This is a genomic window from Serratia sp. L9, from assembly GCF_050632285.1.
Classification (GTDB): Bacteria; Pseudomonadota; Gammaproteobacteria; order Enterobacterales; family Enterobacteriaceae; genus Chania.
The window spans coordinates 3,723,824-3,739,154 of sequence record NZ_CP192591.1; the positions used below are offsets into that span (position 1 = coordinate 3,723,824).

A 15,331-nucleotide genomic window follows, 5' to 3' on the forward strand; every position below is an offset into this window, starting at 1 on the left:
TGTATTAGGATGGCTTCAGGCCCGTTGGGCTGCCAGCCAGCCAATTGCCACCATTTTGTTTTTAGATTTTTAATTATCAAAAATAACAACAGGTTCCCATGAAGCGTAAAGACATAGTTTGCCAGGAACTAGAACGCCTTACCCTTACCCTCACCAGAGAAACGCTCGCAGAGTGTGCTGGCGGTTTCGTAGCGGAAACCATCGCCTTTAATCTGGGGCTGGCACGTAACTCTGTCAGTAAAGATCTCAACCAGTTGCACAGCGAGCGGCTGGTTATCAAGATTAAATCCCGCCCGGTGCTGTTTTTACACCGGGCAGTGTTCGAACAGCTGATTGGCCAGCCGCTGCAGGATGAAAGGCTGGAGGTCAAAGAATTGCAGGAGCTGTTGCCCCATAAATCACTGCCACAACCGCAGGATGACGATCCTTTTCATGCGGTGATTGGCTATGATCGCAGCCTGCAATTGGCGGTAAAAAAGGGCAAAGCGGCGGTGCTTTATCCCGGCGGATTACATGTGTTGCTCACCGGGCCTTCCGGGGTGGGGAAAACCTTCTTTGCGGAAGTGATGCACCAATTCGCAATGGTGCAGCAATCGCAACGCCAAATCCCCATGGTGTATTTCAACTGTGCAGAATATGCGCATAACCCGGAACTGCTCTCATCTCATCTGTTTGGCCACAAACAGGGGGCATTTACCGGCGCGATTGAAAGTAAACGAGGCCTGATCGAGCAGGCAGACGGTGGTTTCCTGCTGCTGGATGAAGTACACCGCTTGCCGTATGAAGGGCAGGAAAAGCTGTTTTCGATTCTCGATAAAGGCGAATATCGGCCATTAGGGTCAAGTGACAAGGCACGGCCTATCAGCGTGCGGTTAATCTGTGCCACCACTGAAAGCCCAGACTCAACCTTGCTGCGTACCTTCCTGCGACGTATTCAGGTTTCAATTGCCATCCCGGCCTTGCGGGAGCGTTCGCTGGAGGAACAGGTCGAAATCATTACCGGTTTTTTACAACAGGAGAGCCGCAAGATTGGGCGGACTATCCGGTTGGATAAGAGCCTGCTGCTGTTCCTGCTGGAAAAACCCCTCAGCGGAAACATCGGTCAGCTCAAAAGCGATATTCAATTTCTCTGCGCTCAGGCCTGGGCCAGCAGCATGGGGCACAACAGCCCCCGTCTGATGCTGGACAAGCGGCTGATGGACGTGCCGCACTCGGCCAGCGCTGGCGGCCGCCTGTTGGTGGATGCGTTGTTTGGCCAGCAGGAGTTTCTGGATATCAGCTCACAACCGCTCGAGCAGCTAAAGCAGCATCTGAGCGCCTTGAGCAGCGAGCAGGACAGCGATCTGTTCTACACCTATCTGACGCGCGAATACGTCAACCTGCGCAACAGCAACGTGCCGCCGCAGGAAACCCTGTCGATCCTCCGGAATAAGCTGCGTACCATTTTTGAATATGGTTTGTACAGCCGTAACGGCGCAGAGAGCCAGGAGCGTTATTATGGCGGGCAGGTTGAGCAGCGTATCACCATGCTTACCGGCTGCATTGAGCAGGTGCTGGGCTTTCCTTTGCCACAGAATATGGCTGGCCACCTGCGTAAACACCTGCTGGCGCTGCTTTCCTATGTCCAGAAAGGATTGATCCCCAATCTGTATTCCTCCAGCCTGATCCTCGATTACTGCAAGGATGAATATGACAATGCCAATCAGCTGTGCCGCAAGATAGATGAAATTTTCCATATCCAATGTCCTTCGACTGAAATCGTCTACCTGTGTCTGTTTTTAAAAGAATGCCGCAGTTTCCGCCAACGCAAAGAGGTCAACCCCGATTGCGGTGCGATGCTGATCGGCCATGGCGCGACTACCGCCAGCAGCATGGCGCATTACGTTAACCGGGTACTGGAGTGTGAGCTGTTCACCGCCATCGATATGCCGTTTGAACAATCGGTGCATGACACGTTGGAATTGTTAATCGCCACGCTGCGCGAGAACCGCTACCAGCGATTGATCCTGATGGTAGATATCGGCTCCCTGGTGCACTTTGCCAGCACCGTTAGCAAGCTGTTTCACATCGATGTACTGCTGATCCAGAACATCACCATGGCTTCTTTGCTGGAGATTGGATTGGATCTGACTTACGAAACCAGCGACTTCGTTCCTCTGATGGAGCTGATGGCCAGTAAAGGTATCGCCCACCATCTTTATAACCAGCGCGAAGAAGAAACCGGCAAGGTGTTGGCCATCTCCTGCATTACCGGCATGGGGACAGCGGTGAAGATCAAAAAAGTGCTGGAGGAAAGCTTTGGTGAACTGATGGCGGAAGACACCCGCATGGTACTGGTGGATTACAACGAAGTGCGCAGCCTGGAGCGCCTGCGCCAGGCAATAGGCGGAGACGAACGCCTGGTGGGGATCGTCGGGACCTTCCAGCCTGGGCTGCCGGATATTCCTTTTATTGCATTGGAAGAGCTGTTTTCCGAGCAGGGGCCGGAGCTGGTGCTTAGTCTGTTGAACCCGGATCTTGGTAGCGCCGAACGCCAGTTGCAGGTGGAACGTTGTTCTATGCGTTTTATCAGCGCGCTGACGCTGGAAAGCATCATCAATCATATTTCGGTGCTGAATCCCCAGCGTATCCTGCAGGAAATGGAAGGGGTGTTGCAGCAAATCTGCCGCTTGCTGGACCTGCAGCCTTCGCGGCAAGTGACACTTCGCTTCCTGATCCACTGCTGTTGCATGGTAGAGCGTATCGTTTTAAGCCACAAACCGTTACAGATTGCCCTGGAAGCCCAGTTGGATATCGACCAACAGGCGTTTTCTGTCATCAAGAGCGCCTTTTTGCCGATCGAACGAGCCTATTCCATCCGCTTATCCGATGCGGAATATTTTTATATCTACGAGCTTCTCTACCGCTAAACCCTTCCGTAGCGGGCCTTGATGGCCCGCAGTCCACTGAGCTTCCTCCGGTGTGCCACAAAGCTGGCACAGGCATTGCTATATCTGTGTTGTAGAGAAAATTTCAATGACTTTCAACAGATTGCCAGGAGGCTATTTTGGCTGCATTACCACAGATTCTGTTACTGACCCACGGCGGCTGGGGCCAACAACTGCGTGAAAGCGTACGCATGGTGATCGGTGAAACCAGCGGAGTGTTCGATATCGCGCTAATGCCGGTCGATACGCTGGCTGAGTTCCACGAGCGTGTAGAACAGCAGGTGAAAACCATGCCGGAGGGGTCGTTGATCCTCACCGATTTTATCGGCGGAACCACTTCTAACGTGGCAGCGAGACTGAGCCGCGACTACGACATCGCCGTGCTCTCTGGCCTCAATGCCACCTTGCTGCTGGCCGCCATTGATTTTCGCGAGCAGGGCGATTTGCACAGCCATCTCGATGAGCTGGTTGAATTGGGGCGTAACAGCTGCCTCGACGTAGTTAAACAAATTAAATCAATAACATCAGGGGAATAATAATTATGGCCAAAATCGTTTTATGTCGCATAGACAGCCGTTTGATCCACGGTCAGGTGGTCACCAAATGGGTTGGGCAGTCGCAGGCGAACCGGATTGTCGTGGTCAGTGATGAGCTGGAAGCCGATCCCTTTATGAAAAGCATCTATCTGATGGCTGCACCACCCAATGTGAAAGTGGATTGCTACGGCAACCAGAGCTTTGCGGCTGCCTGGCAGGAGAACCAACTGGGTGAGGGGAACGTCTTGGTACTGTTCCCGAACCTGGCTGCGGTACAGCAGGCGGTGGTTGCCGGGTTTGATGTCAAGGATATCCAGGTAGGCGGCCTGGGCGGAGGGCCAAACCGCAAGGCGGTATTCCAGAACATCACGCTAGATGAAGCTGATGTGCAAATTTTACGCGACTTACAGCAACGCGCTGTCACCGTGTTCTTCCAGACCATCCCGGAAGACAAGCCGCAGGCACTCGAAGATATTTTGAAGAAGTTCTGATATTGGACATCTGATCGATTAGGATGATGCGCCGCGCGATAAATGCACATCAATACGCGCGATATTTGAAGAAGAAAAAATTTTCATCCTGTGAAAATGAATTTCAAAAAGCGTCTACAAGAGACGCTTCGGTTTATCAAAGTCAACCACCTAGGAGGGGCTTTCAAAGCTTACACATCTCCTCATTATAAAATGTTGCCTCTGTGGTCTCATCGATAATGGCTTGGCATGGCCCAATCACCTGAAATTTTTTCCTCTCCAGATTAGGAACATCTTGAAAGGTACCTTCAGTATCGTAAAACTCCCGTATCTCAACCCTGTCCTTGTAGAAGAGGAGCTGAGGGCCGCTAAAGCTCAACCCCTGCGTAACAACTGTCCCTGTTGTTGTGAAAATGATATGCACTATTTCAACACTCATGATTAGAGCCCCGATACAATAATTGATGCCGATAGTGATTGTTCTGTCGCAGTGCCGTTTATCAACCTGACATTACACCCTGTAGGGGTCATGGCTGAGTAGTTTGCGTTACATTTATCTGTAGAGTTTTCTGCCGATGATATGGTTACACTTGCACGCGCACCGTAATACTCACGCTTAAACACAACAGGAACATTCACTGAGTTGTTCGCGGGAACAATCGCGGTAACCACCTGCATTTCTGAGCGACCGACACCTATAACGTTGTTAAAGCTAGTTCCCGAAAACTGGTAACGTTGACCTGCAGTAATCACATCAACCCCATCTAGGTCGACAAGTCCTGTATCAACGTTATTGTATATGCCGGTCACTGATGACAGAGTTAAAATGTCCACATTGCGGAACCGCATTGTACCCATATCCGCATTGTTAGCCTTTTCAATTGACAGAATTCGAGATTTCGCCGTGACGCGAACTTTAATCCCGTCACTATCGAATCGTGGCATATTAACAACACGAATTACTGGCTGGGTCGTTGACTCACATGCGCCGGTTATTAAAACATTTCGCCACCCGTTACCGTAAGCTGTTTCGCACTCTTTTGTTGCCTCTATGAGTATGGCATTTTGAGTAACCCCTTCTTTGCAAACAAGGGTCATGTCGATGATTTGGTTGTTCCTTATCCCTCCGCTTCCAGGGATGTTATTATCTGATTCAACGAAAAGAGTAACACAGGAAAACGAGTCTGAAATCACCCCGCTAACCCTGTTACCTTCACAGCGGGCCTGAGTTGGCCTGCTATTGAGGTTATAAGCAGCCTTGTTAATTACATTGTTTAGATTTACAGACAATCTGTTGTTTGATGATCCAGTACTAATATAAAGTCCATGACGTGCGATAGTGTCCCCCTTTAGCGAGCCTGTGTTTGAATAGCTAGAGTTGGCAAGAAGAAGGCCATAGCCCTCTGACATTTCAGGATGACCAGTTATGTCATAGGCTTCGATGTTAAAAGTACACATTTTGCAATTATCGCCAAATGTCGCGATATTCACTCCATCAGCAACAACCGTAATATTTGATCTTCTGGCTCCTTGCTTTGACCTTACCGCAGTTTGTGAATGGGGATAAAGTCCTGTAGGTGAGGTGCCGTGTATAATCACGTTTAAGGTACAATTAGTCCCAAACATGATGCCACCGGTGTTATAAGCTTTATCATCCAAATCAAACTCACAAAAAATCAATGAAGAAGCGAGAGGCATCTCAACATGATTAGACAAACGGTAACGACCAAGCATCCCATTAACAAAATACCCTGAATCCATTGCGGATTTGATTGCAGTGGATGCATCTTGCCCCTGTATTGCCCCGAACATTTCGGGTGTCACTGTCCTGCCATCTAACTTGCGTTTTAACCTTACTCCAGCGGCATTAACAGCAACAGTTCCGCTATTATCGATAGTGGTGTTATCTGTTGTGTCAACGACGAATTCTCCCGCACCCATACCAGGATGCTCTGCGTGATATCCCCTCAAAAAAGTCTACTGTTATGTTTAAGGTTACTTAATGTTCTAAGCTCAGCGAAGCTGGAAACCTCGCCAATATACATACCACCATAACTGCCGTTGAGTTTTTTAAATTCCTCGTCAACATAATGCTTACTGGCAATAACAATTGAGTCGTCAACAACAATGTCAAGGACTGCTGCATTTTCAACGTCCAAGATTGCCTGGATAATTATTTGCTTACCAATCCCTGACGCGAGGATTGATTTAAACGTATCATCTATACTACCAATGGCGATAAGTACACCTTCTTTGTTGTAGATACCCCACTCACGAATAAACCAGCCACCAACACTGGTAGGGATAATACCCTCGACAATCACCTGGGACGAATCATTTTCATTTGTATAAATATCATTGATTTTTCCCCGCCACTTTTCAGTAATTAAACTGGTTTGCGACTCGTTGGGCTCATATTGCTCCCCACCACCATCACCAACAGCCAAGGTGAACTCTGCACCAATAACCGGCGTACCTGTTGCAATAGCCTGAGCAAAGTATTCTTCGCCAGCCGTTGTTAAAATTGAATGATGTTGAATATCCATAGCAGTCATCTCAGTTACGCGGTTTTGGATAAATAATAATAAACTCGCCACTCATAGCGGCAGTGTTATAAACAATATCTGTCTGTGTATTCAATGTGGCTTCTACCTGAGAGATATTAGTCACTCGGCCAAAACGGCCTAACTCATCGTCTGCTGGTCTTGCTGAGTCCAACATTAAAACGGCATTTGTTTCCAACCCTGCTAGGGAGGTAATGTTGTTTATCAGTGCCATTGCAGAAATAGGGTCAAACTCGAGCTTATAGAGTTCGACTAAGACCGGAATGCCATTCTCGGCCAAATTGATTCCTTCATAACGCAAAGCCAATTGCTCTGGCTTTTTTGTATACAGAGCCGTATTGACATTTCCTGCATAGGTATAAAACACGGATACAGGCTGCACGACAGGGGTCATCAAGAATTCTATGGTGCCAAATAGTGTATCAACGGTGTAGTCAACATCGACTTTCAACCCATCAATCACCAAACGGCGAATATTTGGATAGCGTAATGAATAACGTCCTCCTGCAACGACATTGGTTAATACCTCAGTCCAACGGCCACCCTCAGCTGCAACAACGTTACCTTGCAATATTACGGAAAGATTTTCTGGGCTATGCTCATGCCAAATAGCAGACACAGTGCCTGATTGTTCGATAATGTGGTATTCGGATACCGCTAGTTGACCGCCATAAGATTGCTTTTTAGTTTTGCGATCAACGACCAAAGATATAGTGAGTTCGGAAACATCACCGGCCCAGCGCCAATTTAATGAGGAGCCATCGTTGAGCCTGCGGGCTAAATACACTTTACCCTGGCCATAATAGTACGTTTCATTCATGGCTCGTCCTCTGGCTCTGGCGGCTCAATCGGAACGATGGGAATGTACCAGCCACGCGGGAGAATAGCCTGGTAACGATACAACGATTCTATGCCATCGCGTGTACTACTGAGCGTCAGGATATGCTCAGCCGCACCAATGGTAATAATACCGGCTGACTCATAAGGCAGTTCAACACACTCTTCCGTTGTCACCAATGACCAAACGACCTCTGACGAGTCCTGATTAGTGAGCGTAATGGTATATTTTACGCCTGGCTCAGGCCCAATGCTTCCCTCAGTACAATCAAATAACCGATCTGCCTGCAATACACGGTCACGGTGCGCATACGAAAGTACGTAGATACTTGCCCGCTCAACGACTGAAGGGTAGCTGATGCCGTTCACCCGAATATCGCCGGGTATATAGGGCCGAAACTGGCGTTGGTTCATCTGTACACTGGATATTGGCGCTAGCGAAGCATCCAATGTTGCAATGCTGGTTCGCGTCAGCAGGCGTACGTCGACCGATTCGCCAGGCATATACTCTTGACCATCAGTTTCTACAACACTCCCCAGGAACCGCAGATGTGTATCAGCAGCATGCCAGCGCGGCAAGGTATCTGCACAGCCACGGCCAACCATCAGTTTGCCAGCGACCAGGTCAACGGCATCAACGCGGACGACTTCATTATCAATGATGACTCCGCTGCCAACAGCGGGCGGGGACGTCATTGAAACATGCAGCTCGGTGTCCAGGGGGCGACCTCAGTGAGCAAGGTCGCTGACGTCGTCCAGTCACCACGGCCCCGATCGACAAACTCGGCACCGGCAGCGCGAGACTGCAGATGATAGTTGACTGAGAGCGACGTCGGTGCGGTGGCTATTACCCCTAGATAACACGCCTCTGGACTGACGAACGACAGGTCAGCAGCACTCAATGTTGCCGCCAGGCTGAAATACGGCAGTTCGACCAACTGCATATCGGTGACCGGTACGGCGGTTTTATCTGGCGGCGTCCAACCACTGCCTTGCTGGCCGCTGCTGTAGGATGTGGCCGGAAGCCCGAAGACATCTTGCACCGCCGTGACGGTCAATGCACCAGTGTCGGTCTCGTCAATCTTGCTGACGCGCAGCACCATATTGACGATGTTACGGTCGGGCAGCGACACCCGAAAACAGCTTGCCGGTGTCAGTTGGCCACCGCGCCGGTCAAACTGAATAACCAGGCGAGTTATCCCGGCAGAACCTACCTCCAGATCACGTTGGGCGACCCTGGCCGCGAGTTCATGTGTCGGGATTGCCTTGTACTCAACGCTACTGCTGATAAGCCCGACAGACTGAATTGAACCCAAGTTTTGCGCACGGACTTCGCCGTCTGAATTGGTGACCGGGTCATGATAGGTCACCGTGATTTCATTAGGGGCAGTATCCGAACTGGTGCTGTCATCATCCTGCACGGCGATGATGCCGTTGTCATAGGTAAACAGGGGCAAATCATCCGGGTTGTAGTCATCGCGGATGAGTTTCAGCGTCGTCTTGCCCGTGGACAGGTCACCGTACTGGGCTGCACCGATATGGTCCAGCATCTGCTGGACGAACGTGTCCAGGCTGTCCTGGCGGTTGTAGCGAAAACACAGACCAAACCCTTCGGCATAGAGTTGGTCAGCAGCATAGCGGTAGCTGTCCAGGTCGAGGTCTTCATTCAGCAACAACCCTCGGCCCCAGTCGCGATTAGTCGCGCATTCAACCAATATGTGCGCCGGGTTCATCGCATGGATAGTCCGTAGATTAGCGATAACATCCGGTGTCATTTCGTCCTGGCCATCAATCTGAGCCTGCGTGTTCTCAAGGCGGATCAGGCACTTCTCTGGATACCAGACAATATCTCGATCCCATCCTTTAGTAGAGCGGCGATTACGATAAGCCCAGGGTTTTGGGCTGGCACTGTAGCAACTGATCAAACCGCTGAAGAACGTAGTGACAAGGCCACGAAATCCCGGCACCAGGCCGGATAAGAGCTTCAGGACATTCGGGGTCGGTACCTGGTCAGCTTCCCCCATCGCGACTTCGAATATCCCTTGAATGCCGCCTTCGCCCCCAGTGTCGTCGCCGCCGAATAGGTTTGGTTTATCGATAAAGATGGAGGTGCTGCTAGAGATTTGCCCCTCATAGCCAGCAAATACGGTCTTTTTATCCGCAGTAATAGCGACAATCTCATTGATTGGCCCACGCCCGAGACCCGCCTGGATATCCCAGGAATAGCGGTATCCAACCGTAACCTTGCCGCCCCCCTTTACTGCCCATTACCCGACTCCTCGACATCTGCGGCATTTACCGCTGCTTGTGCCTGTTCAACAACGCGGATCGCTAAGGCATCGCCAGTGCCCAGGAGAAGGTCAGATTCAATGCCACCATTGGCAATAAACGCCTTCACATCGAGACCATAACGCGCAAAGAAGGTGCGTAACCCCCAGGCACAGCCACTTGCAGCGCGAATGTGTTCCATTGTGATCAACATGCTGGGCTCCTTATTTACGAATAGCGTCATAGCGATAATTGCCATAACCGAGAACGAACCAGTCTTCCGTCCAGCAATCGCCGAAAAAAACACACTGTGGGGTTCCTTCGGTTGGCTGTGGCATCTCCCAGTCGTCCTCAGTTGCTGCTTCTGGGGTGCTGTTTTTCGCTTTTGGGGCCAGTGCGGTACTGATTACGTATGAGGCGACCAAGGTTGCAACAAACTTGGCCACCGCCATCCAACTGAACGGCTCCATAAGTTCCTCCTAAAACAGTTTGATAATGGTGTAAGGGCTTTTGCCTGGCATGTGGGGTGTCCCGCCGTAATTCATGTGATTGGCAAACTTGGCTGCACAGACATCGATTGTGCGGTTGCAACCGGGGTACAACGTCACCGGCTGACCAACGGACAATCCCACTGTGCCGCCAAGCAGCCCTACCTGGTTACCGTTCTGCGCTTTCATCCCGCGCCGCTCAATGACCCCATCGACAATCCACTCGATATAGCCCCCAGAGAAATGGTCTTCAGCCAGTCCGCCAGGCAAGTTAACGGTCACACCAGCCCCGTCCAGTGCTTGGATGGTCACGCCAACAGCGAACTGTTGTTGATTGACTTTGCAGTTGTGGTCGTAAAGGGCATAAGGGCAGGCTCGGCTCCAAGTCAGACGTAACCCAACCTGGTTGAATGTGCTAGCCAGGCTGGACGTCAGCATGCGGGCGCGATCAATAGCTTCGCGTTTCATCTCTTTAACAGTACCCACCCAGACGGTACGGAACTCAGCAGCCGTATCATCAATATGAAAACGGTGGATGCGGATGCGCAGCGGGCTGCTGGGCGGTATGCCCCGGAACAACTGCACCACGGCGTTATCAACCGGGGCGGTAATGTCCAGGCTGTTGCCGCTACCGGCACTCAAGCCGTTGTCGCTGATCGCGGTTTGCGTCCAAATATGTCCACCAACCTCGATATCACGATCCGCATTGGTGTAGCGGTAAAACACCACATCGCCCCGGATGAACTCGTACAGCGTGACGGGACGACCATCCGCTGTTGAATACTCAAACTGATTCCAGCTCATCGCGAAGCCCTCTAAATGTGGTTGAAATGGTGGCCAGGCCATCAGCGTCGGTGATGTGCTGCCAGGCAACCGAATCAGACTCCTGACGGCATAGCGTGATGTATGAAATAGAAACAATGTGCTCCAGGGCCACGGTGATGTAATCACCATCCAGCGCCAATCGCTCGACGGCATAACTCAGAACGGCCACGCCGGTAATACGGCGATAAAGGCAAGAGCCATCGGTCAATTCGATGCGCAAATCACAACGGCCATTGACAACACCGAGCTCTGCGAACGCCGCATACTCAACATCAATGGTGCCATTCGCCAACCCAGAGACAGCGGTAAAGTCGCTGGAGCCGCTGGAAACCCAGATGGCTCGCTGGCGACCACGCAGGTAATAAAACAACCGGCGCAGAGTGGCCTGCTTCTCGCGGCCAACAGATACCCAGTGGTGAATCATCAACGTGAAGGCGCGGCGGGCGGTGTCCGTGCGAACGGGAATACCGGAGCCGTTGTCCAGTTCTTGCAACAGTCGCAGGTATTGACCGGTAACAGGCTCGTTCCAGTCCGAGGCTGGTTCCAGCACCGGATGATTACGATAAACGGGCAAAGCCTGGATGCTGTCGCTGTTAGCGTTATGCTCGGTCACCCGGAAACGAATTTGAGCCGAGAACAGACTGTCGGTATGCCGGGTCAGTGACGGCGGATCGGTGAGCACTGCTGGGCGCAACGGATAGAGCCAGGAACCCGCCGACCAGGTCACCGGCAGCGGAGTGGCCAGAGTGAGCGTTGATGCCGAAATGCCGGTAACCGTCGCCAGGCCAACTTCAGCAGACAGACCGAGACCAGACATCAGCAACACTGAGCCTCCCACGGTAAAATCGCGGCCCACGGTAGGAACGGTTATCTGTGTAGTGCCAGCGGGGTGATCGACATTGAGCACAGCAACGTCAGCAAACAACGGCATGGCCCACTCGGCAGCACCAGCAATGAACAAACTGTTTTCAAATCGTTGTCGGTCGTTATTACCAACTAGAATGCCGAATTCAAACGTGCGGCGCGGTGACAGACGGCGGGCGATCCGTTGTTCGGCCCCTGTAGGGGACGGCAGAACGTCGGTCTTCCACTCCAGCGTCTCGGTGATACCACCTTGCCAGTTAGGCTCAATCAACCAAGGGAAAAGGCTCATCACTTCACCCCCAGCATCTGGCGGATAGTGGGTGCGTTGGCCTGGAGGAATGTGAACGCCGAACGTCTGCCCCCCAGGCTTTCAAAACCTTTGGACATCGCGTCACCGGCATCGAAGACCAGCGTTTGCTGGAAAAGTGGCTGTTCGGGAGCGGCAGCGGCAGGCGTGGCTGCTTTGGTTTCTGGTACCGATGTCGGTGTTGGTGCAAACGGCGCAGGAATGCCCGCCAGACCACCGGTTGAGTGACGGGTTCGCGGCAACCAGGCATCCAATGCAGCCATACCCTGGCGGTTAAAGTCATGTAGGAAATTAAGCGCGCCATCCTGTTGAACCACCGCAGCTCGCGTCACGAATTCGTTGTTGGAAAGCATGGCCGGGATAGAATCGCTGGTTGAGGTTCCCGGCCCTTGAATATGACCTCCGTCCGCTGCAAACAAGGCACCCATCATTCCCCCCATACCGCCAGCTGAGCCCATGAAGCTGGAAGTAGCCATCTGTGCAAGTTGTTGCGCGGCAATTTTGGCCATGCTGTCCACGATGCTCAGGGCCAAGTTACGCACGGCATCAGAGAGGCTCATCGTGCCTTTGGCCAGCCCGATTAGAGAGCTTTCGATACCGCTCTGCAGACCATCACGAAACGCAATGGTCAATTCGTTACCGGCCTGGTTCAGTTTGCCGAGTTGCTCCTCCAGTTGGCGGATCATGTCACGGACTTTTTCGCCAGCCTCTCCGGGCAGGTTAGCCATCTCTTTAAGCTGGGGCAGGTAGCCCTTAATCTTGTTGCCGACTTCCTGGTGTAAGTCGATCAGGCGCTGACGGCCCTGGATCTCGGACAGCAGACCACCCTGGACTTGCGCCTGGATGCTGCTTTCTTGCTGGGATTGATACGTAAACAGATCTTCAAGCTGTTTCTTGACGCTATCGACGCGGATCTTGGTTTCGGTAACTGGCAGCAGCTTGTCGAGCCAGTTCAGCCCTTCGGTATTACCACTGGCCTCAAACTCGGTGCGCAACTCGGCAAACTTGTCCTTGGCCTGCAACAAGCTGGCTCCGGCTGTGTCGCCAATGGCTCGCATGTATTCGAGTTGCAGCTGCATGTTCTGGCTGTTGAACTCACGCGCATTGATGGCTGCATTCGCCGCTTCAGCAGCCTGGCGTTGTGCCGCAGTCAGGTTACGGGTGGCAATTTCTTCAGCCCGGAGAGCCGCCGCGCCCTCGGTACGTTTGGTGGCCTGTTTTTCTAACTGGTCAACAAAACGCTGATTTTCAGCAAAAGATTTTTTATCGGATGCCGCACCGGCTTTGGCCGCTTTTTGCCGTGCAATTTCTTCATCCAATATTTCGGCACGAACGCGAGCATCGCTCTGGGCTTCCTCAGTGGCATTTTTTAGTAGACCATGCTCGATTTCATACTCGACACGCGCCGCATTGGTATTGTCTTTTTTGAGGTCTAACTGCCGCTGAAGCTGTTCGTTAAACTGTTTGGCTTTTTTCGCTGATGTATCTAGGGCTTTGACATCAATATTCCACTGGCCGCCAGAGAAGTTTTCACCATCAGTAGACGTGACACCCATATCACGTAATTTTTCCTCCCCCGGCAGAAGTCCACATTTTTTGATAGGTTTTTCTCAGCTTTTCAACCGCTGCCGCTTCTTTGTCAATATCCGAGGCGTTGTTCTTCCAGCTCTGTTCCAGTTCTTTAGACGCGGCATTGCTTTCTTCATCAATTTTCAGGCGTTTAGCCCGCTCTTCATTAACTGCTTTTGCTGCTGTTTCTTCAGCTTCAAGCCCGCTTAATGTAGCTTTTAAACTAGAAACATAACGCTGATATCCAGCATCTTTAGAAGCAACATCCGTATCGCTCCCTACATTTGCCAATTCAGCTTTCAGAGCAATAATATTTTTAACTCTGGCTTCGTCTTCAGAGTCCAGCCCTAATGCACCAGATACACCACTTTTAGCGGTTTGAAGCGCCTCATTCATTCTGTCTTTTACATTTTTCCAGCCTCTCGCCACCCAATTCAACTGTGTCTCAATCTCGCCCAAACGTTCAACAGCCGCCTTTTTATAGGCTTGAGAGGCAATCTCAATGGCGTCCTCTGTGCGACCCTGTTCTTCAAGAGAACGGATGCGCTGATAGGTTTCTGAATCCAGCCAGTGGTACTGCTCACTGCTGTTCATCGCCCAATCAGAAGCGCTATCGGTCATTTTCACGAACTCGGCCACTACCTGATCAGCCGATTGGCCCGTGAGTTCGGCCATCGCTGATGCAGCCCCGGAGACGGAGCTCAAAGTTTCGCTGGTAAACTTGCCGCTGCTGACCAGGCCATTGAGGATATCGCGTACCTGGCTGTAGTTGCTGCCCAGTTGGCCACCGGCTTGTGCCATCATCTCCAATTGACCAGTCGTAACCCCGGCATAGTTGCCAGTGAGCTGGATACTACGGTTAAACGCTTCCTGATCATTGATGACGCTGGCGATGACCATACTGGCACTGACGATGGCAGCAACCGTTCCCCCGACCGCTAATGTCGTAGCACTAAACAGGGGGGCAACATGCCGGTACGAGCCCCAAGGGAAAACATGTTGTTGCTGGCATCACGGAAGTTGCCCTGGGATAACTGATGAACCAGGACGCGCAGTTCGCGGCCTGCAGCCCTGGAGTTGAGGGAGAGTTTTTCTGTTCCTTCCGACAGGTGATCAACGGCGGCACGTTGGTCGTTCAGTTTGCCTAAGTTATCATTGAACACCTGCTCATCAATCAGCCCGGCTTTGAAAGATTTACGGAGCTGGGTTTCCTGGGCATCCAATTTAGCTAGTGCTTTTGATGCCGGATCGATGCTGCCCAGTAACTTTTCCAAGTCTGCGGCGAGCTTCTCAACCTCTTTAGCGTGGGTTTTAGCTGCCTCTGCCGCCGCTTCTTCAGCCGCTTTTTCCTCTTTGTACAGGGCACCACCGCGCTCGCGCAGCGCGTTTTGTGTGGCAATCATCTCCTCTGAACTCATCGCCGCACGTTTTGACTGCGCTGTGGAGTTCGTCAGCTCAGTATTCAGCGCCTGTTGGGATTGAGTATGCTGGCGAGCCGCTTCAGCGGCGACTTGTTGAGCTTCAGCGGTAGCTTTCCACTGCTGATTGCTGGCTTCAGCATTTGCTCCCGTCGTCTTGATTTCACCGGCCAACGCTTCCAGACTCTGTTTAGCCTCAGCCATATCGGCAGTGATACGTAACGCGAGATTGAGGGTTGAATTTCCAGCGGCCATAAC

At 51.7% G+C, this 15,331-nt stretch carries 16 protein-coding genes; 3 read left to right on the forward strand and 13 right to left on the reverse strand.

Annotation, left to right across the window (positions count from 1 at the left end; genetic code table 11):
* Positions 1-98 precede the first annotated feature (98 nt).
* From dagR to ACQ86O_RS17690, 3 genes are all read left to right on the forward strand, one after another.
* Positions 99-2,909, forward strand: coding sequence for a transcriptional regulator DagR (dagR, locus tag ACQ86O_RS17680; RefSeq protein WP_431222188.1), 2,811 nt, complete (start codon positions 99-101; stop codon positions 2,907-2,909).
* A 134-nt stretch (positions 2,910-3,043) separates the two neighbouring features.
* Positions 3,044-3,463: a PTS sugar transporter subunit IIA gene (locus tag ACQ86O_RS17685; RefSeq protein WP_431225764.1), complete on the forward strand. Its 420-nt coding sequence runs from the start codon at positions 3,044-3,046 to the stop codon at positions 3,461-3,463.
* A 5-nt stretch (positions 3,464-3,468) separates the two neighbouring features.
* Complete coding sequence (locus tag ACQ86O_RS17690) at positions 3,469-3,954, forward strand: PTS system mannose/fructose/N-acetylgalactosamine-transporter subunit IIB (RefSeq protein WP_431222189.1); 486 nt, start codon at positions 3,469-3,471, stop codon at positions 3,952-3,954.
* Positions 3,955-4,117: 163 nt separating this feature from the next.
* Here the strand turns inward: ACQ86O_RS17690 and ACQ86O_RS17695 are convergent, their stop codons facing one another.
* From ACQ86O_RS17695 to ACQ86O_RS17755, 13 genes are all read right to left on the reverse strand, one after another.
* Positions 4,118-4,372, reverse strand: a complete 255-nt coding sequence (locus ACQ86O_RS17695; protein ID WP_431222190.1) for a hypothetical protein — start codon at positions 4,370-4,372, stop codon at positions 4,118-4,120.
* Between the two features lie 2 nt (positions 4,373-4,374).
* On the reverse strand, positions 4,375-5,874 hold the full coding sequence (locus ACQ86O_RS17700) for a hypothetical protein (RefSeq protein WP_431222191.1): 1,500 nt from the start codon (positions 5,872-5,874) through the stop codon (positions 4,375-4,377).
* Between the two features lie 26 nt (positions 5,875-5,900).
* Positions 5,901-6,479 (reverse strand): phage tail protein, encoded by a 579-nt coding sequence (locus tag ACQ86O_RS17705; RefSeq protein ID WP_431222192.1) that lies wholly within the window; start codon positions 6,477-6,479, stop codon positions 5,901-5,903.
* Positions 6,480-6,489: 10 nt separating this feature from the next.
* Positions 6,490-7,317: a hypothetical protein gene (locus tag ACQ86O_RS17710; RefSeq protein WP_431222193.1), complete on the reverse strand. Its 828-nt coding sequence runs from the start codon at positions 7,315-7,317 to the stop codon at positions 6,490-6,492.
* The gene (locus tag ACQ86O_RS17715) at positions 7,314-8,030 is read right to left on the reverse strand and encodes a hypothetical protein (RefSeq protein WP_431222194.1); all 717 of its coding nucleotides are present in this window, start codon (positions 8,028-8,030) and stop codon (positions 7,314-7,316) included. The genes ACQ86O_RS17710 and ACQ86O_RS17715 overlap by 4 nt, the downstream gene beginning before the upstream one ends.
* The gene (locus ACQ86O_RS17720) at positions 8,027-9,358 is read right to left on the reverse strand and encodes a phage tail protein (RefSeq protein WP_431222195.1); all 1,332 of its coding nucleotides are present in this window, start codon (positions 9,356-9,358) and stop codon (positions 8,027-8,029) included. The genes ACQ86O_RS17715 and ACQ86O_RS17720 overlap by 4 nt, the downstream gene beginning before the upstream one ends.
* 233 nt (positions 9,359-9,591) lie before the next feature.
* Positions 9,592-9,816, reverse strand: coding sequence for a hypothetical protein (locus ACQ86O_RS17725; RefSeq protein ID WP_431222196.1), 225 nt, complete (start codon positions 9,814-9,816; stop codon positions 9,592-9,594).
* Between the two features lie 10 nt (positions 9,817-9,826).
* Positions 9,827-10,072: a hypothetical protein gene (locus ACQ86O_RS17730; RefSeq protein ID WP_431222197.1), complete on the reverse strand. Its 246-nt coding sequence runs from the start codon at positions 10,070-10,072 to the stop codon at positions 9,827-9,829.
* Between the two features lie 9 nt (positions 10,073-10,081).
* Complete coding sequence (locus ACQ86O_RS17735) at positions 10,082-10,894, reverse strand: phage BR0599 family protein (RefSeq protein ID WP_431222198.1); 813 nt, start codon at positions 10,892-10,894, stop codon at positions 10,082-10,084.
* On the reverse strand, positions 10,875-12,068 hold the full coding sequence (locus ACQ86O_RS17740; RefSeq protein ID WP_431222199.1) for a hypothetical protein: 1,194 nt from the start codon (positions 12,066-12,068) through the stop codon (positions 10,875-10,877). The genes ACQ86O_RS17735 and ACQ86O_RS17740 overlap by 20 nt, the downstream gene beginning before the upstream one ends.
* A complete protein-coding gene (locus tag ACQ86O_RS17745; protein ID WP_431222200.1) occupies positions 12,068-13,642 on the reverse strand; it encodes a hypothetical protein in 1,575 nt (524 codons plus the stop codon). The genes ACQ86O_RS17740 and ACQ86O_RS17745 overlap by 1 nt, the downstream gene beginning before the upstream one ends.
* Before the next feature lies 1 nt (position 13,643).
* Entirely contained in the window at positions 13,644-14,615 is a 972-nt protein-coding gene (locus ACQ86O_RS17750; RefSeq protein WP_431225765.1) for a phage tail length tape measure family protein, read from the reverse strand.
* On the reverse strand, positions 14,594-15,328 hold the full coding sequence (locus ACQ86O_RS17755) for a hypothetical protein (RefSeq protein WP_431222201.1): 735 nt from the start codon (positions 15,326-15,328) through the stop codon (positions 14,594-14,596). Before ACQ86O_RS17755 ends, ACQ86O_RS17750 begins: the two co-directional genes overlap by 22 nt.
* Between the last annotated feature and the right edge of the window lie 3 nt (positions 15,329-15,331).